25 protein-coding genes, 2 pseudogenes and 1 other annotated feature are annotated in these 23681 nt (G+C 35.1%); of the genes and pseudogenes, 11 read left to right on the plus strand and 16 right to left on the minus strand.

What is annotated here, in order from left to right:
- The first annotated feature begins 123 nt into the window (after positions 1 to 123).
- Complete coding sequence (locus MHH59_RS25120) at positions 124 to 351, plus strand: hypothetical protein (protein WP_002015964.1); 228 nt, start codon at positions 124 to 126, stop codon at positions 349 to 351.
- Between the two features lie 90 nt (positions 352 to 441).
- Here MHH59_RS25120 and MHH59_RS25125 read toward each other — a convergent pair whose 3' ends face one another.
- The 3 genes from MHH59_RS25125 to MHH59_RS25135 all read right to left on the minus strand — a co-directional run bounded on the left by MHH59_RS25125 (position 442) and on the right by MHH59_RS25135 (position 2632).
- Complete coding sequence (locus MHH59_RS25125) at positions 442 to 1407, minus strand: hypothetical protein (RefSeq protein ID WP_002129785.1); 966 nt, start codon at positions 1405 to 1407, stop codon at positions 442 to 444.
- Positions 1408 to 1536: 129 nt separating this feature from the next.
- Complete coding sequence (yidC, locus tag MHH59_RS25130; protein WP_002015966.1) at positions 1537 to 2319, minus strand: membrane protein insertase YidC; 783 nt, start codon at positions 2317 to 2319, stop codon at positions 1537 to 1539.
- A 28-nt stretch (positions 2320 to 2347) separates the two neighbouring features.
- Complete coding sequence (locus MHH59_RS25135) at positions 2348 to 2632, minus strand: hypothetical protein (RefSeq protein WP_002015967.1); 285 nt, start codon at positions 2630 to 2632, stop codon at positions 2348 to 2350.
- Between the two features lie 275 nt (positions 2633 to 2907).
- Here MHH59_RS25135 and MHH59_RS25140 point away from each other — a divergent pair, with 275 nt between their 5' ends.
- Both MHH59_RS25140 and MHH59_RS25145 read left to right on the plus strand, forming a co-directional pair.
- Positions 2908 to 3801 (plus strand): YitT family protein, encoded by an 894-nt coding sequence (locus MHH59_RS25140; protein WP_000530031.1) that lies wholly within the window; start codon positions 2908 to 2910, stop codon positions 3799 to 3801.
- Positions 3802 to 4141: 340 nt separating this feature from the next.
- Complete coding sequence (locus MHH59_RS25145) at positions 4142 to 4528, plus strand: DUF3938 domain-containing protein (protein WP_002034640.1); 387 nt, start codon at positions 4142 to 4144, stop codon at positions 4526 to 4528.
- 279 nt (positions 4529 to 4807) lie between these two features.
- Here the strand turns inward: MHH59_RS25145 and MHH59_RS25150 are convergent, their stop codons facing one another.
- Positions 4808 to 5347 carry a hypothetical protein gene (locus tag MHH59_RS25150; protein WP_002129788.1) on the minus strand — a complete coding sequence of 180 codons (540 nt, stop codon included), beginning with the start codon at positions 5345 to 5347 and terminating at the stop codon, positions 4808 to 4810.
- 181 nt (positions 5348 to 5528) lie between these two features.
- On the opposite strand from MHH59_RS25150, the pseudogene MHH59_RS25155 reads away from it, so the two are divergent.
- Positions 5529 to 6954 (plus strand): annotated as a pseudogene (locus MHH59_RS25155) (IS4 family transposase).
- Between the two features lie 299 nt (positions 6955 to 7253).
- On the opposite strand, the gene MHH59_RS25160 reads toward MHH59_RS25155, so the two are convergent.
- The 11 genes and pseudogenes from MHH59_RS25160 to MHH59_RS25210 all read right to left on the minus strand — a co-directional run bounded on the left by MHH59_RS25160 (position 7254) and on the right by MHH59_RS25210 (position 13542).
- Positions 7254 to 7385, minus strand: a complete 132-nt coding sequence (locus MHH59_RS25160) for a hypothetical protein (protein ID WP_002129792.1) — start codon at positions 7383 to 7385, stop codon at positions 7254 to 7256.
- A 562-nt stretch (positions 7386 to 7947) separates the two neighbouring features.
- Positions 7948 to 8196 carry a hypothetical protein gene (locus MHH59_RS25165; protein WP_002129794.1) on the minus strand — a complete coding sequence of 83 codons (249 nt, stop codon included), beginning with the start codon at positions 8194 to 8196 and terminating at the stop codon, positions 7948 to 7950.
- Between the two features lie 59 nt (positions 8197 to 8255).
- On the minus strand, positions 8256 to 8600 hold the full coding sequence (locus MHH59_RS25170) for a DUF4064 domain-containing protein (protein WP_002129797.1): 345 nt from the start codon (positions 8598 to 8600) through the stop codon (positions 8256 to 8258).
- A 17-nt stretch (positions 8601 to 8617) separates the two neighbouring features.
- Complete coding sequence (locus tag MHH59_RS25175; protein ID WP_002129799.1) at positions 8618 to 9148, minus strand: DUF4352 domain-containing protein; 531 nt, start codon at positions 9146 to 9148, stop codon at positions 8618 to 8620.
- A 189-nt stretch (positions 9149 to 9337) separates the two neighbouring features.
- Positions 9338 to 9442: pseudogene (locus tag MHH59_RS25180) on the minus strand (XRE family transcriptional regulator); the annotation flags it as partial.
- 284 nt (positions 9443 to 9726) lie between these two features.
- Positions 9727 to 9906 (minus strand): DUF4083 family protein, encoded by a 180-nt coding sequence (locus tag MHH59_RS25185; RefSeq protein WP_002129810.1) that lies wholly within the window; start codon positions 9904 to 9906, stop codon positions 9727 to 9729.
- A 355-nt stretch (positions 9907 to 10261) separates the two neighbouring features.
- The gene (locus MHH59_RS25190; RefSeq protein ID WP_000404757.1) at positions 10262 to 10402 is read right to left on the minus strand and encodes a DUF3985 family protein; all 141 of its coding nucleotides are present in this window, start codon (positions 10400 to 10402) and stop codon (positions 10262 to 10264) included.
- 85 nt (positions 10403 to 10487) lie between these two features.
- Positions 10488 to 11540, minus strand: coding sequence for a site-2 protease family protein (locus tag MHH59_RS25195; protein WP_002129811.1), 1053 nt, complete (start codon positions 11538 to 11540; stop codon positions 10488 to 10490).
- A gap of 42 nt (positions 11541 to 11582) precedes the next feature.
- Entirely contained in the window at positions 11583 to 12290 is a 708-nt protein-coding gene (locus MHH59_RS25200; protein ID WP_033713416.1) for a DUF3169 family protein, read from the minus strand.
- Positions 12280 to 12525: a helix-turn-helix transcriptional regulator gene (locus MHH59_RS25205; RefSeq protein ID WP_002067963.1), complete on the minus strand. Its 246-nt coding sequence runs from the start codon at positions 12523 to 12525 to the stop codon at positions 12280 to 12282. The genes MHH59_RS25200 and MHH59_RS25205 overlap by 11 nt, the downstream gene beginning before the upstream one ends.
- A 402-nt stretch (positions 12526 to 12927) precedes the next feature.
- Positions 12928 to 13542, minus strand: a complete 615-nt coding sequence (locus tag MHH59_RS25210; protein WP_078177971.1) for a DedA family protein — start codon at positions 13540 to 13542, stop codon at positions 12928 to 12930.
- Between the two features lie 410 nt (positions 13543 to 13952).
- On the opposite strand from MHH59_RS25210, the gene MHH59_RS25215 reads away from it, so the two are divergent.
- From MHH59_RS25215 to MHH59_RS25235, 5 genes are all read left to right on the plus strand, one after another.
- Positions 13953 to 14396, plus strand: a complete 444-nt coding sequence (locus MHH59_RS25215; RefSeq protein ID WP_147739974.1) for a DUF3978 family protein — start codon at positions 13953 to 13955, stop codon at positions 14394 to 14396.
- 30 nt (positions 14397 to 14426) lie between these two features.
- Positions 14427 to 14888: a L,D-transpeptidase gene (locus MHH59_RS25220; protein ID WP_147739975.1), complete on the plus strand. Its 462-nt coding sequence runs from the start codon at positions 14427 to 14429 to the stop codon at positions 14886 to 14888.
- A 364-nt stretch (positions 14889 to 15252) separates the two neighbouring features.
- A complete protein-coding gene (locus MHH59_RS25225; RefSeq protein WP_000148832.1) occupies positions 15253 to 15918 on the plus strand; it encodes a response regulator transcription factor in 666 nt (221 codons plus the stop codon).
- Positions 15896 to 17335 (plus strand): sensor histidine kinase, encoded by a 1440-nt coding sequence (locus tag MHH59_RS25230; RefSeq protein WP_078177973.1) that lies wholly within the window; start codon positions 15896 to 15898, stop codon positions 17333 to 17335. Before MHH59_RS25225 ends, MHH59_RS25230 begins: the two co-directional genes overlap by 23 nt.
- Positions 17336 to 17473: 138 nt before the next feature.
- A complete protein-coding gene (locus MHH59_RS25235; protein ID WP_002015976.1) occupies positions 17474 to 18376 on the plus strand; it encodes an EamA family transporter in 903 nt (300 codons plus the stop codon).
- A gap of 195 nt (positions 18377 to 18571) precedes the next feature.
- Here the strand turns inward: MHH59_RS25235 and metG are convergent, their stop codons facing one another.
- On the minus strand, positions 18572 to 20206 hold the full coding sequence (gene metG, locus MHH59_RS25240; protein WP_088044968.1) for a methionine--tRNA ligase: 1635 nt from the start codon (positions 20204 to 20206) through the stop codon (positions 18572 to 18574).
- Between the two features lie 50 nt (positions 20207 to 20256).
- Positions 20257 to 20527, minus strand: a binding site (T-box leader).
- On the opposite strand from metG, the gene MHH59_RS25245 reads away from it, so the two are divergent.
- Both MHH59_RS25245 and MHH59_RS25250 read left to right on the plus strand, forming a co-directional pair.
- Positions 20491 to 21459, plus strand: a complete 969-nt coding sequence (locus MHH59_RS25245; protein ID WP_078177974.1) for a class I SAM-dependent methyltransferase — start codon at positions 20491 to 20493, stop codon at positions 21457 to 21459. (Overlaps the previous feature by 37 nt.)
- Positions 21460 to 21875: 416 nt before the next feature.
- The gene (locus MHH59_RS25250) at positions 21876 to 23570 is read left to right on the plus strand and encodes a methyl-accepting chemotaxis protein (protein ID WP_002129822.1); all 1695 of its coding nucleotides are present in this window, start codon (positions 21876 to 21878) and stop codon (positions 23568 to 23570) included.
- The last annotated feature ends 111 nt before the right edge of the window (positions 23571 to 23681 follow it).

The following is a 23681-nucleotide window of genomic DNA, read 5'->3' on the forward strand; positions in this document are numbered from 1 at the left end:
GAAAAAATCAATATATATTTTATATAACATAAGAAACATTTCTCTTCTTATATTATAACAGAAGTTACCATTTTTCTCTATTTCCCTAAAAATGGTATAATTCATGTAGGAGGTGTACTAATAATGATTGCTATTTTTTGTATCATCGCTACTGTTCTTTCTTTTATATTCGCTATCATGTATCGATATAAGTATCCTGGTTATAGCATTTTAGCGGTAGCTATTATACCAGCTGCTTCCTTCTACGTATTAGGTAAATACCAATATACTGAAGTGTTTATCGGTTTTGCAATCTTCTACTGCATCTTTGGATACATACTAACAATGAAAAGAATTTCAATGAATCATTAAAAGGGACCGATTTCTGCTTACAGAAATCGGTCCTCGCATTTGTCGTATGTACCTTTCGGTTGCCCACACGAAAGATACTACATAGTTCAATTATTTTTCATCTTTTTTCATAAAAAATTTATGATTTGGAAGATCCACATTTAAATCTGCTAATTGTTTCTTTTCCTTTTCTAGAATCGCTTTCGCTTTTTCTTTTGTCACCTCATCTAAGTTTGCAAAGATGTCTTCATGCTTCCCTTTCTCTGGAAGATTCACACCTAGTTTTGCCAATTCTTCTTTCGCTTGCTCGCGAGTTAATTTCCCGGACTTTTCTTGCTCAAAAATAGACTTCGCTTTTTCTTTTGTCGCCTCATCTAGATTCGCGAACATATCACCGTGCTTCCCTTTCTCTGGGAATTTCACACCTAGTTCTTTCAACTTCGCTTTTGCTTGCTCACGAGTTAGTGTTCCAGACTTTTCTTGCTTCAAAATTGCTTCCGCTTTTTCTTTTGTCGCCTCATCTAAATCCGCGAACATGTCACCGTGCTTCCCTTTCTCTGGAAGCGTTACGCCTAATTCTTTCAATTTCTCTTTCACTTGCTCATGCGTTAATGCTCCGGACTTTTCTTGCTCAAAAATGGACTTCGCTTTTTCTTTTGTCGCCTCATCTAAATTCGCGAATATATCTTTGTGCTTACCTTTCTCTGGGAATTTCACGCCTAGCTTTGTTAATTCCTCATTTGCTTGTTCGCGAGTTAATTTTCCGGATTTTTCTTGCTCTAGAATCGACTTCGCTTTTTCTTTTGTCGCCTCATCTAAGTCCGCAAGCATGTCTTTGCGTTTCTCCTTCTCTGGAAGTTTCACACCTAGTTCCTCTAACTGTTTCTTTGTATCGTCCATAATCGTTTTTACTTTTTGTTTTGTAGCCTCATCTAAATTCTTCTTCGCAGTTCCTTTTGTAACTTGCTCGGCCGCTGGAGTATTCGTTGCCGCAAACGCTGGTATGCAAGCTCCTCCTATAATTCCAAATGATAAAGCACCTGCAATTGCTACATACCCAACTGTTTTCTTCTTCATAGGAAATTTCCTCCTTCATAGTTCTAAAGCATGTACACTTTCGTATACAATGCCAATAGTAATGTTGGTTTCTTAAAATTTCCTTAACGATTTAAATAAAAAACACCGCTCATCACGAGCGGCGTTTTTCTAAGCTTTTTGTAATTGTAATTCTTCACGTTCCATTACTTTTCTTAATACAATTGTTTGTGTCATTGTAAATAAGTTACCTGTAATCCAATACAGCACCAGTCCTGATGGCGCCGCAAATCCCATAAATAGAATCATTGCAGGCATCATAATTTGCTGTATTTTCAGCATTTGAACTTGTTCTCCAGGCGTTACATTTGATTGGAACACCTTCATTTGAATAAATGTTGTTAACGCTGCGATAATCGGTAATATATGATATGGATCTGCATGTCCTAGGTTCACCCATAAAAATGAAGATGTACGAATCTCTTCAGTTCGGCTAATCGCATAATACAAAGCAGAGAAAATCGGCATTTGTATAAAGATTGGCCAGCACCCAGCTAACGGATTCCAACCGCCTGATTTCATTAGTTCTGACATTTCTTTTTGATACTGCTTTTGTTTTTCAAGATCTTTACCCACATCACCGTATTTCTGTTTCAGCTTCTGTAATTCAGGTTGCATTTTTTTCATTTTCGCTTGGCTACGATATTGCGAAACAGCTAATGGAATCATTGCTGAACGAATAACGAGCGTCATGATAATAATGGCAATCCCGAAGCTAGCTCCAGGTATATGATGAGCAACAAATTGAATCATAAATGAGATTGGATATACGAAATAATGGTTCCAAATTCCCGTACTATGTGAATCAATTGTGCCTGCATTACTGCAGCCAGATAAAACAAAAACAAGTAATAATGATAAACTAATGAGCCTAGCTCGGTATGATTTTAACATGTTCATTCCTCCAATGTTTCGTAATTAATTAGCGAAACATTGGTGTATACGGACCTACCTCGTCACTCTCTCCACTCGATTCTTGTCTGCGGACAGAACGAATCATTCCATATTTATAAAAAATAGAAAATAGCGGTACATTTCTTGTACCCTCTTCACACGTATCTACTAGTTTAAAAGCTCTCTGTCTACCGCTCGATGCTTGCTGACGCACAAAGCGAGAAACGTTAGCAAGAAAAAAGACTTCTAATACACAAAGCGCTGTCGTTACAAACGATATATATAGAATTGCATCCTGCAATAAAAATTCCATCGCTTCACATCCTTAATAAAGTCATTTTAGCATATTCAGCAAACATTCTCTATTTCCTTTTGTTCTCAAAAATTTTTTTTGCATATTTTCTCAAAAAATTATGCTAGAAAACTAATGTATCCGCTTTCTTTAGTATATTCACACGTATCTTTGAATAGGTTTAATTTGTTAGAAATTTATAAAATTTTTGCATTATAATAAAACTATTGCCAGTTTTTGAAAAAAGCTTTATTCTCTTCTTGTAATCAAAAATGAATATGGAGATGAAACATACTATGGGTCAACTAGGAGACGCCGATTACGTTCCCGACACCGCCTTTTTATCCTTCCCAGCAGCTAAAACATTTCATTTAGAATTCATCATACAGTTAGTTGTTATTTTTATAGCTTCTATTTTGTATGCAATTTCTATGAATATGTTTTTTATCCCGCATAATATGATTAGCGGTGGATTCGCTGGTGTAGGGATGATTATCGGTTATTTAATGCACTACAATATCGGAGCACTTATCTTTTTACTAAACATTCCGCTTCTTATTTTAAGTCACTTTTACTTAGGAAAGAAGACAACCTTTTTAACGGCATACTTTGTGGCTGTATCATCTTTAGCGATGAACATTATCCCAGTACACCAAGTTTCAGATGATATTTTGCTGTCTTCTGTATTCGGTGGTGTCATCTGCGGTGCTGCCTCAGGAATCATATTCCGATTTGCTTCTTCAACAGGTGGTTTTGATGTTGTTGGATTGATTGTAGCGAAACATCGCGATGTTTCAATTGGAGCAATCATCTTTGGATTCAACTTAATCTTACTTGTTGCAGCAGGATTTATTTTCGGATGGGATATTACGCTTTATACGTTAATTAGTCGGTTTGTAGTCAGCAAAGTAATTGATGCCGTGCATACAAAACATATTAAATTAACGATAATGACAATTACAGAAAAAGGTGAGGAAATAAAAAGCTCACTATTACATCACGGCATACGTGGCGTAACAATGGTAGATGCTGTCGGCGGCTATACAAACCATAAGAAAAAAATGATTTACACTGTCGTAACTCGCTACGAGTTGGGCGAAATGAAACGTATTATCCGCCAAGTGGATAATAAAGCATTTATGAACATTACTGAAACAGTTGAAATTGTCGGCCGTTTCAAACGTATATAAAAAGGCGCAAGGAACTACAATTCCTTGCGTTTTTTATTTTTTACACTTATTACAAAATCAGATAATTCTATTATTGTATCACTAAATATGTTATAATAAAACTAGACTTACAAAAAAGAGTATATAGACTTGGAAGTTTCTCTTATTTTTATAAGCAAAAAGAAACGAGCAGTCGGGTATATTTCAGACACCATACACGTAACGGTTTAAAAAAACCGATCATCTTAGTTATTCTTCACTGATCTTTTTATAAAAGATACGTACAACTAAAATTCACTTCAATATACTATACCTACCTTTTTGACTTCCAAATCATCTTATTACATAAGGAGATGAACATATGAATCAATATATACGATACACACTAGCTGTCCTATTTGCGATCGTCGGCGGCGTGATCTGTTTCTGGACAAACACAGAGCTTGGAGAGAATATCATTTTTAATGGAATCGAAACCCTTGTAAGCGCTTCAATTTTAGGCGGATACATTTTCTTCCTCTTCAATCCAGAAGAAAATGCTCAAAAAACAATGTTATTAACAATGATCGGAATCGTTGGTGGATGTATTTCCTACTCAATGACAAACTATACATTACCACTTCAATTAAGCTCAGCTTTCTTCCACGGTCTATGGACTTGGTTTATCGCATTCTGTCTAGCAGATGTATTCAATCTATTACAGGACACTGAAGAAGAAAATGGTCGTCAAATTGAAAGTAACTCGTAAGCTGGAAGATATTCTTCCAGCTTTTTTGTTTACTGTTCTTTCCTGTTCATACCCCATTGCTATCAAGCTAATATTTTATAGTACCCCCAGAACTAAATTTTGTATTAACTTGTAACAAAAAAGCTTATTTTTTTGTTTTGAGGTATTTGCTTTTCTTAGCTTGATGGTGATGTGGTGATCCCTAAAAACAAGGACAATAAAAAAGACCGTCTAACGACGGTCTCATGAAGTAAAGCCCCCCTTTAGTTGAACAAAAGCAGGTAAGTTTCTCATGATTTCTCACTTTTTAAAATTTTTTTGTTTGACAAAGATAAAGTGGTCTTCAGGCTTCCAAACGTGCAGATGGTCAGCGATGTATCCGCGTAGCCAAAACACGCCATTAATTTGTCTAAGATAAAAGCCTTTCGGAAAATCATCGTCTTTAGTTAATATTTCCGATGCTATTGTGATGGAGCCAGATGGAGCTTGATGTTGTTGTGAGGCATTCCCCAAATAACCTTCAGGCTGTTCCAGATACTCCAATCTTAGTTGAGGTCCCAGCTCAAGCGGACACAATTCCAAACCAAGTTCGCTCGCTCTTTTAAAGAGCTGAGCCGTAGTAGCTCCATCAGGAAAGCCAAGGTCTATAACGGTTAGTTCAACGGTCTGCAGGCTGTACTTTGTATTAGAAGTCGTAAATTTATCATCAGCTAGCAGTCTTTCTCCATACTCATTCATCAAAATGGAGTATTGTTGCAATTTCTGAATAAGCTGTGATTTCGTAAGTCCGCCAACCTCTACTGTTCTAGTAATAATTGGACAATCAGGGTATATTCGCATTTGTAGTCACTCCTAAAAAATTGGGTATAAGAATTTAAAATTAATACATTCTACAATTTTCCATAAATCCCCTTGTTGGAGTAAAGACCCATCGCTATTAAGCTAACAAAACTAAACTTTCTTAAAATGAAAAAATACGCTATTCTTTCTGTAGAATCATAGGAAAGGATGGTGTTTTTATATGTCGATATCTGACGAGTTACAACTATTTGCACAGGAGATTCAGAATTTTTCATCCCCAAATATCTTACAGAATCTAGCTAGGGATGTTGGGTTTGTACAGCGAACAAGTAAGTATCAAGCACAAGATTTAGTAGCTTTATGCGTATGGATAAGCCAGAGTGTAGCAAAAACTTCCTTAATCCAGTTATGTAGTTGTTTAGAAGCATCAACAGAAGTACTCATCAGTCCTGAAGGACTAAATCAACGATTTAATGCCGCAGCCGTGCAGTTTCTACAACCAGTATTAGCTAAACTTCTGAACCAAAAATTATCTTCATCTAGGTTGTTTTCTTCTTCATTTACTTCTATTTTTAAGCGTATTCGTATCTTAGATTCCACTGCATTTCAACTTCCAGATGTATTTTCATCGGTTTATCCTGGTGCAGGAGGTTGTAGCCATAAGGCTGGTGTAAAAATTCAACTTGAATATGACCTTTTAAGTGGACAATTCCTCCATATTCATACAGGACCAGGTAAACAACATGATCGCACTTACGGCTCTCTGTGTGCCCCAACTGTGACAGCGAATGATTTATGTATCCGAGATTTAGGTTATTTTCATTTAAAAGACCTTCAATATATACAAGATAAAGAGGCCTACTATATCTCTCGTATCAAGTCGAATACACGTATTTATCAAAAAAATCCTAACCCTGATTATTTTCAAGACGGAAGAATTAAGAAAGGTACAGAGTATATACAGATAGATATGGAGACGTTAATGAGCTCCCTTCAACCAGGACAAACATGTGAAATAGCTGATGCTTATGTAGGAATGATTGATAAAGTGCCAGCTCGTGTAATTGTTCATCGATTAACAAAACAACAGCAACAAAAACGATTACAAGATCAAGCTGTAAGAGAAAAAAAGAAAGGAATGAAGTATTCTCCTCGTAGTAAACGACTCAGTGGTATCAATGTATATATGACAAACACCCCTACAGATATTGTCCCGATGGGACAGGTACATGACTGGTATTCTTTGCGTTGGCAAATCGAAATTTTATTTAAAACGTGGAAGTCATTCTTTCAAATTCATCATTGTAAAAAGATAAAACCAGAACGATTAGAGTGCCATTTATATGGTCAATTGATTGCCATTCTACTCTGTTCTTCTATCATGTTTCAAATGCGCCAATTGCTCCTCATGAAGAAAAAACGAGAGCTTAGTGAGTATAAAGCCATATATATGATTAAAGACTATTTCCTTCTTCTATTCCAAACTATACAAAAAAAACACCCAAGAGCTATCAAAGGTGTTACTTCGCCTGTTCAATCTCCTACAGCAAAACGGGAGAAAATCTCATCGATATGAGAAGAAAACAGTCTTTGTTATATTAGGTGTCGTTTACAATTGTACCATGTCTGATAATCAAGCGGCTTAATTCAAAAAAATGAAACCCGCTAGGGTTTATTTCGTATGCAAATCTTTAAATTCCTTACACATAACCTTTAGAAAAAAGAAACACTCTCTACTATAATTGACGTTGTATGAGCTTAGCTTGATAGCGATAGGGTACCGCCACATGCCCATCAACCTATATTTGTACCATCTGAGGAACAAGGCACCATACAGGGTAATCCGAAAATCTTGAGAGGTATTGTGTATAGTATGTTTACCTCAGGTACAACAAAAGAGCCTTACCTCTGTAGGCAAGACCCCACTAGTGTAGTTGTATAGTATTTATATAACAACTAAGAAACTGAAAACATATAACACCAAATAGCAGAACCCTAACATTCCGCCTACAGCTAATACCTGTTTACCCCAGCTCTTGAGTTTCATATTACTGTCAATCGATTGCACTCTTTCCATATATCGTTTCCTCCTATTAAGGAGAACCCTTGAAGACTCTCACCTCGCTATGATACCATTAAGAGATGACTAATAGAGGTCTAAATGTATAAAAATGCAATATTTCATATTAAAATGCATTATTATTATATATATATAAACATTTACTATAATAAGGGTGTAAAGATTCACCACATCATGTATGTCTCCTTATTTACAGTATAAACTCCTCCTTTTATGTTCTATATCAAGTTATAAATCCCTGTATATTCCATACATGATCGGTTAACATAACGTATCATTATCGGTAGCAAGGATAAGGGGGAATCCCATTTTCACAGGGGAACCTCCTTTTTTGTTCTATCGATCTATGTATTTTATATATATTCCTATTCTGTCGCGGTTTTAGAGTTCTCGTTTGTTACTGGATTAGCCGAAAAACTGTATAAAATCTTGCATGCTCTTAGCGTGGTATTTTTCTGAAACGCTGTCGATACCTTTTTAAAAATAAAAAAAAGACACCCTAAGGTGCCTTCCTGCGATTTGAACCATCGTAATATGGTATTGGATGCCAATCCAATTATTATTTTACCACGTTAAGTAATTTCGAGTATTGAGAAATAGTAAAAGCACTCTTTCGAGTGCCTAATTTCGACTTACTCCTAATTTTATTTGCAATTTGCCCGTTTAAAAAAGCTATTTGGCTATCTTTCGTTGCGATTATTTTATCTTGAATCTCTTTTATAGATTCCAAAGATTCAACCTTCGTTTGTAATTTGCTCAATTGTTCTTTAATTTGTTCGTTAGATATTGTAAATAAAGTCAGTTTCACTGTTTAATCTCCTTTTGTGTATTAATTCATAAATAAAAGCACTCTTTCGAGTGCCTGTTTTATGCAGATACAGCAGCTTTATCTTTACGGAAGATGCCCATTAATCCACCGATTAATAATAATACTCCTGGTAATAAGTAAACGATAGAGATACAGATGAATCCGCCAATAGAAGCAATTGTCATCATGATACCGCCAACTTTAGCATTCTTTTTAACTACTACGCAGCCAACAATCCCTAAGATTGATAGAGCGACAGCTCCCCATCCTAAACCGATAATGCTATCTGCACCTTCAGCTTCAAACGCAGCTCCCATACCGCCGATCATTAAAGCGATAAATGCACAAATAATACCGAAAATACCACCAATAAGTCCTAATACAAATTCAGTTGTTCTTTTCATATTTATAATTTCTCCTTTTATTTACCAGGTGTGAATTCGAACTTCACAGATTTATCGTCCAACGTAAAGTTTGGTTTATATGTACCTGTATATTTATCTGATTCAGATACATCAAAGTACATTTTCCCTGTAATTTGATTACCTGGACCAACATTTTCATTCATAAATGCATTATCTGCGCCGAAATATTCTTTGAATTGGTTACCACTAGCATCAGCGATCTTCAATTCTTCTGTTCCAATATAAGCATCTTTCTTACCGTTGTTTTTTGCAGAGAAAGCAATTTCTAGTACTTTTCCTTTTTCGGCTTTTGAATACTCATTAGGTTCAACGAATTGAGCTGAATTGAAAGTGATTTGTAATCCATTAACTTCTACTGTTTCGCCAGTTTTATAAACTTTGTTTTCAGTAGATGCTTTTTTGTCCTTTTTTTCCTCTTGTTTAGGAGCGTCAGTTTTACTTACTTCCTTTACTTCTGTTTCACCACATGCAGCCAAACTAAAAGCAAGTGCTCCAGTTAATGCAATTGTACCCATTTTTTTATACATTATGTTTCCTCCAGTTATGTAGAATGTAAGATTTCTGAAACTATCATAACAGAAACGGTTACAACTATTTTGTCGTATTTTGTCGAATAAAAATAAAAAAAAGAGAGCCGTAGCTCTCACTGGTAGGAATGGTAAAATAGTGTGAAATTTTACCGTTTTTCATTGGGGAAAATTTCTTCTAAAGTCAAATCACAGTATGTCTTTGTTATCACGTAACATTTTGACATATAAAGCTAATTGTTTAGCGAATCGCCCTTGTTGACGTCCATCAAGCTTCTTATAAACTCTTTGAATGCATTACAAATGACAAAGAAAACATTAATATAATTACAGTAAAAAAGACACCTAAGGTGCCTTCCTCCGACTTGAACCACTTTACTTTTAATAATATGTATTGGACTCCCATCCAAATATTATTTTATCATGTTAAGTTATTTTATTCATTGAGGAGTATCGCCAGCATTTCGGAAAAAACCCACGCTAAGTAAAAAATAAAATAAGCTGCCCATATGGACAGCTCATTTACATAATTATCGTTATTGGAAGTTATTGCAAACCCCTCCTGTTTGGAGGGAGGGTCAATCTTTGTTTTGTTTTTCTAATAGTTGAATAACCCTATCTAACTTTTGCTCAATTGGATTTTGCTTTTTGCGATTGCTGGTATGCCGAATTATACGTATAATCCCGCCAAACAGTGCACCGATGATTACTAAAATAATAGCAACTTCTATGTAATAAATACTGGTTTCTAAAGGCATTATTTAGAACCTCCTTTTTCCCTATTTTACCATTTGAAGGAAGTGATATGTTGTTTGATTTTGGTTGTATATAGTATACATGCTCGGTTAACATAACGTCTCATTATCAATAGTCAACGATGCATAAAATTTTCGTTATGGGGGTAATTAAAAATATTAGCTTGATAGCGATGTGTTCATACCCCATCACCAAAATAAAAAGAAGTTACCTCCACGGCAACTTCTTTCCCATATACCCCACTTAGTATTCAATTAAATATATCAACGATTTTTAAAATATATCGATCGTTTCTCCACTTATATCAGCGATTTTTTCATTATATCGACGGTTCGACACTCAAAACGCACAACATGCCTATCCCCCAAGTAACTTACTGCCGAACTCAACGATTAAAAAGATAATTAATAGGATCGCGAGTATCTTTAATGCTACATACGCCACTTTAAAAACAGCATAAATGAGCAAGACTATCAAAATAATCGATAAAATTTCCATATGTATCTCCTCCTATCTCTTTTATTCTACCTGTACTTCGTTTTTTATGAAATCGAATAAGATGACATATAAAAAAGAGGATACCTCACCCATCGTAAGATACCCTCGCCTGTAGCTGCTCAAACCATTCTCTCTCTACTTGTAAATATCCCATTCCACTCTTCTCAGCACTCTCCAATTCTTTATCAGCTTTCTTCATATAAATGCGGGAAGCTTCCATATCGTCCTCTAAATATTTAATAATTCCTTGTGTACGGTAATATCCGTTTAAATCCATTTTGGTAATGGCCTTTGCATGTTCCTTTGCTTCTTGCAGAGAAAGGCTATCCGTCTGATAAAGAGCTTTATATAAAAGATACCAACTATGAAAACTACCAACGAAAAATTTATTTTCCTTCGTTACAGATAGCTGAACAATTTGTTCTATATACGGTATCGCTCTTTCCATTCCCTTTTGATCAGCTCGGGCATAAAAGACGAGCATAAGTCCGCTCATTATCTCTCTTATACTTTTATCCTCTTTTAATTTTTCCTCACTAAGTTCTACTAATCTCTCATCCCAATCTTTCGGTCTTTTATAACTAAATAACTCACTCGATATTTGAATCGTATATAAATGCTGCTTAGCTTTTTCATCATCTTTAATTAAAATGAGAAATTGCATGCCATCGCTTAGTAGCGTTCCCTTTATCGGCACGATTGTAACTGCAAAAATCACAAAGTGGAAAACGGAAAAATATAAAAGATATTGATAATAGCTCACCATGTATATGTAACCTGAAGTAATACCGAATAATAAACTCATAATTGGTCCGCCTAAAGTCATCCACGCCCATTTCTTTGAAAGGTTCGGTGTCTCTATAGAAGACGGTGCTAACATCACCACACCACCAAAGTACGCCCATAATTTATTTTCTCGAATGCGTAATTTCCCCTTTTCTTTTTGAACAGTGATAGGTCCTACTGTCATAAATTTAAAATTCAAACCACCTATCAAACCAAATACTACGTGCCCTAGCTCATGAATGGCTAACACTAATAATACAATTCCAAATACTGCCCATATATTCAACATTACTTCTAATTTCCCAGTTCGAATTACTCCGTATAAAATGGACAGAACTAGCGCCGCCGTCATGGAACCAGCTGGCCTTCTTAAAATATCCACCTTTTTCTCCCCTTAATAAATCATTTTTCTCTGCATTTCGTACATGAATTTTCCGAGATGCAATATCCAAATAAATGAGATTAAGCCAATTAATACAAAATCGATATCACTAGCCGCTGTATATATAACGGCAGCCCACCATACATATGCCAATATTGTATTCGTAAATTCATATGCTTTATATCCAGCCTCATGCACAATGTGCTTTAATCCTTCATCTGCGTTTTTCGTCCACATTTTCATAGATTCCATATATGTTACACCTTGTTCAGGATATAGCTTATTATAACGATTTTTTGTTATGAGCCCGATAACCACTACAATAGTTAAACAGACAATAGAAGCTACTAAATTCCACACTGCAAATGACACATTTGTATCCTGTAACAGTGCACGTCTACATGTAATAACTGCATATACAAACCATGCCTGCGTAACTATATCACCTACACGTAAATATATACTTATAATGCCTAATTTTCTGCCTTGTACGCTCTCTTCTTCATCGCGTGCCTCCGCTAACATACGTGTATTCTTCCAAGTGTAGTACATCATTAAGATTCCAAAAATAGTACATACACCTATAAATGTATTAGATGATAATTTTCTCGGTTCATTCGAGAGTAAATTTAAAGCTATATAAGATGTTAAAAAGCCACCCATCATACTTAATGCTATTTTCCCCACAAAATCAAATTGTTTTTTTCGTTTACTCTTCATCTTCATCGTCCTCTTCCCCCTCCACCAACATAAATATCTCCTCCACCGGCGCTCCAAAAATTTGTGCGATTTTTAGCGATAACACAATAGATGGTGCATAATCTCCACGCTCAATTAAACTAATGGTTTGCCGTGATGAGCCAATCGCTTTCCCTAAATCCCCTTGTGATAAACGATGCTTTGCTCGAAATTCCCTCACTCGATTTTGAAGCTTCATGTCTTCCCTCTTTTTCATTTATTTAATTAAAATTGTAAATAATATCCTTATCTTTGTCAATTATAATTGTCATTTTGACGTAGATACATGTCAAAAACGAATATATATTATACTAAACATAACTTATATAATAATCTTCAAGAACTACATAATTGAGGTCAACGTAAACTTCCTTATTACTGAAAATAGCACCTACCAAGGTTATAGCACTGGCTTTTCTAGTGAATTTAATAAATATGAACCCCTTTCCGAACTAAGTGACGATACGTATGAACTTTCACCTAATAGAACGGGAACGTATTATATACCAGCCACCGGTTACGGTATCGATGGAAAAATAAAAGCAAACTGGAAAATACAATAAAAAAGGCAGTGCTTTTGCACTGCCTCCCTAAAATCTGACATAGAATGGATTCCATATTAACTTGCGTTTTGTAAAAATACTCGTTTTAGTTGCTTGCGGAAACGAACGCTTAACGTAATTGCTACAATGACAATGGCTCCGAAAATGATTTTGCCGATATGATCTTCCAATAATCCGAAAATATCATGTAAGTTACCACCTAACCAGTAGCCACCGATTAAAAAGAATGATACCCAGAATAAAGCACCTGAATAAATTGTAATCGCGAAACGGCGAAACGGTAAGTTAATGATACCTGCAAAGTATCCTGTAAAATGACGTACTCCAGGAATGAAGAAACCGATAAAGATTAGAAAATATCCATACTTATCGAACCACATTCTCGTTAAATCAATTTTTTTGTGTGTTAAAAATACGTACTTCCCGTATTTTTGAACAAAAGGCATACCAAGCTTATTTCCTAAAAAGTATTGGATTGTCATTCCTACACTTGTCCCAATAAAGGATAGGATAATTAAAATAGGTAAACTTAAATCACCCTTCTGTGCTAAAAATCCCGCATATGCTAATGTTGGCTCTCCCGGAAACGGAAGTGCAATATATTCTAACAGCAAGCCTACAAGTACTACATAATACCCGTATTGCTGAAATAATTCATGAACCCATTCCATGTCATCTCCCCTTTCATTCACGTACAACTTGTTACTATTATTGTATAAAAAAATTGTCGAAATAACTATCACAATAGCTTACATTTTTATTACATTTTTGTAAGGCTCATGCTAAGGTTTTCTGTTCTTTATTTACATATATCTACTATCATTTAAAAACGAGCTAACAACTATATATCGTAAAAAAAACCATTAATATACATTTTTATCCGGTTTTTAACACTCAAAAACCACCGGATTTTGTTCTCTATAAAAAACCACCACAAACTCATATGAACTTCATATTAGCTTCATATACGTATTGTAAGATTATATCGGAATTTGTTGAAAAATTTAGCTAATATATGACTAAACATTAAACTGAATAAATATAAGTCGCTTTTCGAAATTGAAAAAAGGGTGAATAAGAAATGGAAGCTTATAAAATGCACGATTTTATTAATACGAATGCTGAATCTCATCAAAATGAAACCGTTTTTAATTTACAAATATGTGAAACAAATGAATTTGACGTAAGTTTAACAAAATCTACAACGCTGTCTTTTATCGTTTCAAAAAAGAACATTAAGATCGTCACGAGAAAATGGGTTAATTCAAATCAAGAAAGCATGATTGGCAAAAGCTACATCATTCCAACGAAAGCTTTTCACTATTTCTTACCGATTATTTCTGAAACTGAAGATGAACTAAATATTCGAGTTCAAAGTTTTGGACTACATGGTGAGCTTTTATTAAATGAAAGATTACTTATTGATAAAAGCAACAAATGTAATCCAAAGATTACTACCTTCTTTGAAACATTAGATGAAAATGTCAATCAAGCATTACGAGGTTTACAAATTCATTGTATGTAAGACTACTACAATAAGTAAAAGGAGAATATAATGAAAAAACTATTATTAAGTGCGCTATTATCATTAGGATTTTTAACTCTTCCATTCACTACTGCAGAAGCAGCTACGACGAAAGATCAGCTTATCGTAAACACAAAAATAAATACAATGGATTATTATCAAGATGGAAAATTCATAAAAAGTTTCACTGTCGCTACTGGAAAAGCAGCAACACCAACACCTAAGGGTACTTTTCAAATCGTAAATAAAATTAAAAACCGTCCTTACTATACAGGAAAAATTAAAGGCGGCGATCCACGTAATCCACTTGGGGACCGCTGGCTCGGATTAAATATGGCAGGAACTTACGGAACAACGTATGCGATTCATGGAACTAACAATAATCAAGCAATCGGGAAAGCAACAACACTTGGTTGTATTCGTATGTTTAACAATGATATTCACTGGTTATTTGAGCGCGTTCAGCAGCAAGCTACTGTCACTGTAAATTAGCCTAAGAACAAGATTTATGTGTAGCCAAGAATTTTATGTCTTGGCTTATTTTATTTATTCATTTACAGTAGCAAAGTAACTGTATTTACATATATAATAAAAATAGATTGCATTCAACTTCATCGTAACATTGATAAACATGGATATTAAAATTATACAGTTATAATGTTTTATAAATTTTACAATACATACTATAATAGAACTACTGTAATTCTGAACTATTCAGTGACACTAAACAATCCCCCTTGCTACTTTCATTACTATTTTATAGCGGGGGCTTATTATATGTATAAACAATCTGAGTCATCCGAAAAATGACGAATTCGAATATTGCAGTAAAAAGCGTTATTTAGGAGGTGTTACTATGACGCATATACTGGTGATTGAAGACAACCCAGATATACAAGAACTTATTCGTGAATTTCTAATGGCACAAAACTTTACTGTTGATGTAGTTGGTGCTGGAACAGAAGGCATTCTTCTTTTCCAAAAAAATTCATACGATCTTGTCCTCCTCGATGTAATGTTACCAGATATAGATGGCTATAGTATTTGTAAAATTATGCGAGGACAATCTGATGTACCAATCATTATGTTAACAGGCTTACATAATGAAGAAAGTGAAATTAAAGGATTTGAGTTAGGTATTGATGACTATATTACAAAACCGTTCCATTACACCGTATTTATAAAACGTGTAGAAGCTGTATTAAGAAGGGCAGCAACAAAGGAAGCAGAAGCTGCAACTATACTACAATTCCATGAATTGATGTTAAATTCTACAGCATATGCCGCTTATGTTCATGGTAATCAAATTGAATTGACTACAAAAGAATTTGAAATTATATATACTTTACTGCAAAATCGGGGAAAAGTACTATCAAGAAGTGATTTGTTGAATAAGGTATGGGGCTATGAACATTATGGTGATGTGAGGGTTATAGATACACATATTAAAAACTTACGAAAAAAATTAGAAATTCCTTATATTAAAACGGTGAAAGGCATTGGCTACAAAATCGAATCGTAGCAAAGACAACATCACCAAAAATATATTCATCAAAACCTTATTATTTTGTATTCTATTATCACTTTGTCTTTATCAAATTATTTATTTTCTAGCCTCAAATTACGATAAAGATCGTTTGAAAGCTTCTGGAACGCAAACTGCGGAACAAGCGGAATCAGACAAACAAAACGACCAAAGTAAAACAAAGCAAAATAAAGCTGTGTCAGAGAGTAGCATCTCTAATTTTCAATCTTCTCAAATAGACATGAAAACACTCTCTACAGCCATCAATCATCTTTTGCAGCCTAGCCAAACTGCAAAAGCAAAAGAACATGCACAAAATATTCCGGGGAAAAGTAACACAACGTCTTCACTTACAGAAGCGGAAAAGCAAGTTACTAACAATGATGCCTTACATACACAAAATGCAGCAAGTAAAGCAAATGATACACATGATAATCCAAAGTTAACAGATGTGTTGCAGCAGTTAGCTCCACATATTGGGGCGACAATGCTTGCATTATCTCTGCTTGGATCTTTAATCTACGCAAAAATAATCGCCAAACCTTTCCGATATATGAGCGATGCTTTAAAAGATATTATGAATCTTGATTTCTCAGATAAAAAGCTACTTAACAAAAATATAGATCAAACAGATTTTAATTTGCAAGTAGCTGCCTCACAAGTACCTACTATTGTGAAAAATTTACATGAAAGCAATCAAGATTTAAGAAATGAACTCAAGAAGGAACAACAGTTAGAACAATCTCGTAAAGAATTTATGTCTATGATATCCCATGAATTAAAAACACCAATCGCAGCCGTTATGGGACAACTCGATGGCATGATTCACGGAATTGGCGCTTATAAAGATAGAGATAAATATTTAAAACGTTCATATGAGATGATGCAAGATATTAACATATTAACGGAAAAAGTGTCAGAATTATCCAAAATACAAAACCCTCAATTTAAACCAAATTTAAAAGTTATCTCATTAACTAATATTATTGAGGACGTTATAAAGAAAGTAGATTATTTTGTATCTGTAAAACAATTAAATGTTCAATCTAACATTAAACAAGATGTACAAATTTTAGCTGATCCTAAATTTATGCAAACTGCTATTTTTAACATTATTTCAAATGCAATTCATTATACAATTGACCATCAGCATGTATATATAAAACTTTATGAAAAGCCAAACGGTTACGCATTAGAAGTATTAAATACAGGTTCTCAAATTGATGAAGATAAACTTGCCCATTTATTTGAACCATTCTATCGCGCAAATCCTGACAAACATGGCTTAGTACAAGGTAGTGGTCTTGGGTTATATATTGTAAAACAAATATTAGATAAACATCAGTTTCCTTATGGAATACAAAACACACCTCAAGGTGTAAAATGCTCCATTGTATTCCCAAAAGCAATGTAAAACCTACTCTAATTTCATACCCCAAATTCATACTTCGTATGAATGGCGGAATTTTGTAGAGTATCTTACTCTGTTTCGTTCGCCCGTTATCCTTATTTGGATGGCGGGCGTTTTTTATTATTTAAAAGGAGGATTTTTATGGAGAAGTTTAAGTATTCATTACTAGTTTTATTCGGCGCTTGTAGCTACGGCGTACTTTCAACTATTTTTAAACTCGGATTCATCGACGGATTTTCCGCACACCAACTACTAGGAGGGCAATATGTCTTCGGATGGATTGGACTACTTTTACTCGTTCTGTTCTTTTCACGTCATAAAGTATCAAAAAAACAATTCTTTTCGTTACTAACAGTCGGCACAACAATGAGTATGACAGGTATTTTCTATGCTATTTCCGTAGAAGAATTGCCAGCCTCTATCGCTGTCGTTTTACTCTTTCAGTTCACTTGGATTGGTGTAGTCATCGAAGCGATTGCCAACCGGACATTCCCAAGCCGTGAGAAAGTTATATCTATTATTATTTTATTTACTGGTACATTGTTTGCTGGTGGAGTATTTGAAGGTCTTGGACAAAACTTTTCTACGAAAGGTATTATTTTCGGACTATTAGCTGCCGTCTCTTTCTCATTCTATGTATTTGTAAGCGGGCGCGTTGCTACAGATGTTCCGCCTTATACGAAAAGCTTTCTTATGACAACGAGTGCTACTCTTATTGTATGCTTATTTTTCCCGCCTACCTTTTTAACGGACGGCGCTTTACAAGCAGGCCTATGGAAATATGCTTTCTTCCTTGGACTGTTCGGGGTTATTATACCTGTCATTTGTTTTTCAATTGGGGTACCAAAAGTCGGAACGGGACTTGGTACAATATTAGGTGCAGCTGAATTACCAACAGCAATTATCGCTTCTATTACACTTGTTCATGAAGTTGTATCGCCAATGCAGTGGATTGGTATTGTGGTTATATTACTCGGTATTTTTACACCACAACTACTTACTGCTAGGAAAGAAAAAAAACATAATCGTGTGCATAGTGCGTGACAACATCAACTTGTATATAAATGTGAATAAAGTTACGATATGTTAAACTTTATTACTACCTTCAAAATAACATATGATATTGCGGCTATTATTCTCGTAATCCTTGCTGTGCTTTTCTTTTTGAAAGATAAGAAAGAGGGTTATACAGCATAACAAAAGACCTTTCATTTATTTGAAAGGTCTTTTCCTTATATTTCACTTTACCGCTCCATATAACTTCTCTACCTCATGTTCAATTTGTTTTACATCGATTCGCTCAAATAATGGCTGCACATTATCAATTCGGTTTGGCAACGTATTTTGAGGTTCCCAATTTACTTTAACACTCGATAATGTATTTCTAACTCTTTCACTTGAAAACGGTAAAAATGGTTCAAGCAGTTGTGCAAAGTTTGCTATTAGGTAAACACAATTATAAATTGTTTCCTCACATGAAACTGGGTCGTCTTCTCTTTGTTTCCAAGGCTGCTTTTCATCAAAGTATTTATTTGCAAAGCGTACTGCATCAAATATTGTTTCTAGTGCCACCTTAAATTTAGTTTGTTCAATCGCCTCTCCTACACTTTTATATAATCCTTCTACTTTATCTTTCAGCTCTACATCAATACTTCCCTTCGGTACAGTACCACCATAATATTTTTCAATAAACTTTAATGTCCGGTTCACAAAGTTCCCGTATGCACCTAACAATTCACTATTATGACTGTAAATGAATTCACGCCATGAAAAATCAGTATCACGATTTTCTGGTGCGTTAACTGTTAAAAAGTAACGAATAGAATCGGGATTATAGCGTTCCAATATATCAGGTACCCATACTGCCCAGTTTTTACTTGTCGATAATTTTCTTTTTTCTACTGTTAAATACTCATTCGAAACGATATGACGCGGGATCGCTTCTTCTCCTATTCCAAGTAATACCGCTGGCCAAATGATTGAATGAAACGGAATATTATCCTTACCATGTACATAATACGTTTTCGCATCTCTATCCCAAAACTCTTGATCATCTTTCCCTGTTTCTTCAGCCCAATGTTTACTCGCCGAATAATATCCTGTCACTGCTTCAATCCATACGTAAATTTTCTTATCTTCATATCCTGCCACTGGAATTGGTACCCCAATTGGTAAATCACGTGACACTGCCCTATCTTGTAATCCTTCCTTTAAATATCTCTCTGTTAATTGAATTGCATTGTCGCGCCATGTTCCTTTCTGCTTTGCAATTTCTACGACCTCTTTAATTTGCTGCTGAAATTTATGCAATGCAAAATAGAAATGCTCTGTTTCCTGTACTGATGGCGTACTACCACATAACTTACATTTCTTTTCTAACAAATCGAGTGGATCTAAAATAGCGGAACAAGCATCGCATTGATCGCCCCTTGCTGCTTCATGACAATGCGGACAAATACCTTCTACATATCGATCCGGTAAAAATTGCGTACACGTTTCGCAATAAGCTTGTTCAACTACTTTTTTATAAATATAACCTTCTTCTAATAGTCGCAAAAAGACTTTTTGAACAGTTTCATGATGATGCTCGCTATCTGTACGTGTATAGCAATCATAAGTAAAACCAAGGCTACGAAAACATCGCTCAAACTCTTCGTGATACTTATCAGCAATTTCTTTCACCATCACACCGTCTTGCTTTGCTCTAATTGTAATCGGTGTTCCATTACAATCACTTCCTGAAACATACAACACATGCTCACCTTTTGCCCTGTAATAACGTGCTAAAATATCTCCTGGTAACAAACTAGCAATGTGTCCAAGGTGTAACGAACCATTTGCATACGGCCAAGCGCCTCCAATAAAAATACTCATCTTATATTCCTCCTTTAAAATATAAAAAGCCCCGTCCTTATCTTAAAAAAGATAAGGGCGGGGCTGTATAAACAGTCGCGGTACCACCTTATTTCGTCAGTCATTCGCATAACTAACCTTAACAAGTACGGAGCTATATGCTCTTATACTGTGGTTTTGATAACGAGTACCAACTCTCGTCGCCGCCTACTATTATCATTTGATAAGTTCAGGACGAAGCTCAAAGGCCATTGTTCAAATGAATATTCTTGCTTCTTCTCAGCTACCGAAGCTCTCTGGAAAGAATGGTTCCATTCTACTTTTCCTTTTCAACGCTTTTATGTATAAAACGTATTTTACGACTTAACAACAGAAAAATCAAACTTTTATTCAAAAAAACAGGAAATCCTACTCATTCACCGAATAACTATACGTTCACAAAAGGAGTGATAAAATTGAATCAAAAACAACTAAGTACTATTAATGAAAAAAGCTGGAACGCAGCTGCTTATGAAGCTTGGACAAATCGCCACGGGGCGCCAGAGGATTATGCGAAAAAGCTCATGGAAGATCCCGTGCGCGAGGTAAATCATTATTTAGCTTACATACAATCTCCAAAAGGAAAGCGTATTATTAATTTACTCGGATCAAAAGGAAATAAAGCAGTTGCTCTTGCTCTTTTAGGAGCCGATGTAACAGTTGTAGACATTTCAGCAAGTAATGAAAAATACGCAACCGAACTAGCCGAAGCTGCTGGTGTCTCTATCCAATACATCGTCTCTGATGTACTGGATGTAAATCTTTCCGAATCATTTGATGTCGTATTGCTGGAACTTGGTGTACTTCATTACTTTTTAGATTTAAAACCACTCTTTCAAAAGATTGCTAACTTACTTAAACAAGATGGAATGCTTATCCTTCGTGACTATCATCCTATTTACACTAAATTATTAGGTGTAGATCATCCATCATTTCGGGCCAATGGAAATTATTTCGATGAAGAATTGATTGAAGATGATGTTGCTTATAGCATTCTTCTTACAGAATCGCAGAAAGAATCATTACCGAAGACAAGCATACGCCGCTGGACGTTAGGAGAAATTGTTACAACACTTGCGGAAGAACGTTTTAAAATTGAAAAGCTAGTTGAAGAACACGGGTCTCATCAAAGGTGGGTTTTCCCTTCTACTTCACCCGAAGGAATTGAAGAACGTATACCAGGTCTATACACATTAATTGCGACAACATGCAAAAAAGGATCCCTTCACGGATAGGATCCTTTTTTTGCATGCTTACGCATATAAGTTGAGGTTGGAGATTACCATAATTCTGTAGAATAGGACACAAGATATTTCAACATTCGTCTCTGACTTACGTCGTCAAAAAGGGGTATGACCAACATAACGAAGAGTAATGTTCAGTTGATAGTGATAATCGTTATCAACTAATTAGAAGTATACAGGATGTTATTTCAAATTACAATACCATTTCTGATTTTTATTTATGAATTTTTTGATATACAAATGTATACATTTTAAGAACATTTACTCACATTAATCTGCCATATTCCATTATCTGCTATAATTTTCATTGAACAGATTAATAACTTCTTAATTATGTTTTTATTAGTTTCGTTCTCAATATTTATAAATTACAATAAATAGTTTTTCAGAAAAAGGTAGGGGTAACAATGAAATATGTTAGCATTCGAAAAAAACTACTGTTCACACTCTTAAGCATTTCTTCCTTATTTAGCATTGCTCTTATTGTTATTCTTTCATTCGCGATGAATCAAGCAAGTGAAATCGAAACATTAAAGAATGATGTATCGAAAAGAGCAACGATTTTAAAAGAACGTGGCGATTGGTTCCAAGCGCAAGTCGCTGGTTTACAAGAATATTTACTATCACATGACCAAAAAGGATTGGATAAATTCAACCGGGAAGGAAAAAAACTAGCTGATACTAGGGAGAAAGTAACAAGTGATAAAAAACTCCCAGAAGGAATGAAAGAGGCCATTTTAATGGGAGCAAAATGGCGCAGCGTCGTAGATAATGAAGTCCTTCCTCTTGCACGGGAAGGAAAATGGGATGAAGCATCCAAAATTGCTCTTGCTCAAACAGATTATGTAAATGATCTTTTAAGTCGTTTTACTAAATATGCAAATGAAGAAAATGACAAACGGGACGTATTAATTGCTGACGTAGAGTCTTCTTCATCCCTTATTCAATATATTATTTTCTTCTCACTCATTACATGTACATTAACGTCTATTCTATTGGCATGGTGGTTCTCTGGTAAACTCGTTAAACCGATTCGACAAATTGATGCGAAGTTAAAAGAATTAGCTTCTCAAGATGGCGATTTAACCGCTAGATTACACGTAACGAGTAAAGATGAAATTGGTGACATCGCAAATTCCTTTAATCAAATGCTTGCTAACTTACAGCGTATAATAAAGCAAGTTCAACAAACATCAACAAGTGTAAAAGAAGCTTCTGAAAATGTGTTTATCGAAACAACTGCTTCCATGGAAAATACCGCAAAAACTAAAGAGACTATGAATGCTCTTGAGCACAATATTCGTTCACAAGTTTCTAGCATTGAAGAAAGTTCAACCGCAATGGATGATATGGCAACGAGTGTTCAGCGCATTGCACAAGCTGCCTCTTCTGCCGCTAGCCTAGCTGTTACAACTTCTGAAAAAGCAGATGATGGAAATAAAGTCATTGAAAAATCTATTACACAAATGCATACAATTAACGAAGCTGTTAACGCTACATCACAAGTGGTAGAGCGACTCATTACACATACGAATCATATTGATACTGCACTTCAATCTATTTCTAATATTGCCGAGCAGACGAATTTGCTCGCTTTAAATGCTTCTATTGAAGCGGCCCGTGCTGGTGAACACGGAAAAGGATTCGCTGTTGTTGCCGATGAAGTACGAAAACTTGCTGAACAATCTCAGCTAGCAGCAAATGACATTAACCATTTACTTCATCAAATTCAAGCGGACACAAAAATAGCAAATGACATGATGACACAAGGTCAGTCAGAAGCTTCTGAAGGAATTACAGTCATTCGTACCGCTGGATCTTCATTCTCAGAAATTGTTAATCACATTAACAATTTCTCTACACAAATACAAGAAATGTCTGCAACTGCTGAAGAAATGGCCGCAAGTTCTGAAGAAATGAATGCAGCTTTAAATAATATCGCTTCTATTTCAAATGAAGTTGCTGCCGAAACATCGAAAACAGCAACTTCAGCTGGTGACCAAGTAAACAAAATGAGTGTCGTTGCTAAAAAATCATCAGAAATGAAAACAATTGTGCAAGAACTTGAAGTGCTCGTTTCTCATTTCAAAACAAATAGTTAAAATGAAAATTTCATTTATACTTCTACGAACTCTAAATTGTTAGAAAGAGCGATTTAGAGTCTCTCTTTTTTCACGCTAAAATATCTCTTTCTATCTCCCATTCTGTCTGCT

It is taken from the genome of Bacillus sp. FSL E2-0195 (assembly GCF_038003645.1).
In the GTDB taxonomy this organism is placed as follows: Bacteria; Bacillota; Bacilli; order Bacillales; family Bacillaceae_G; genus Bacillus_A; species Bacillus_A mycoides.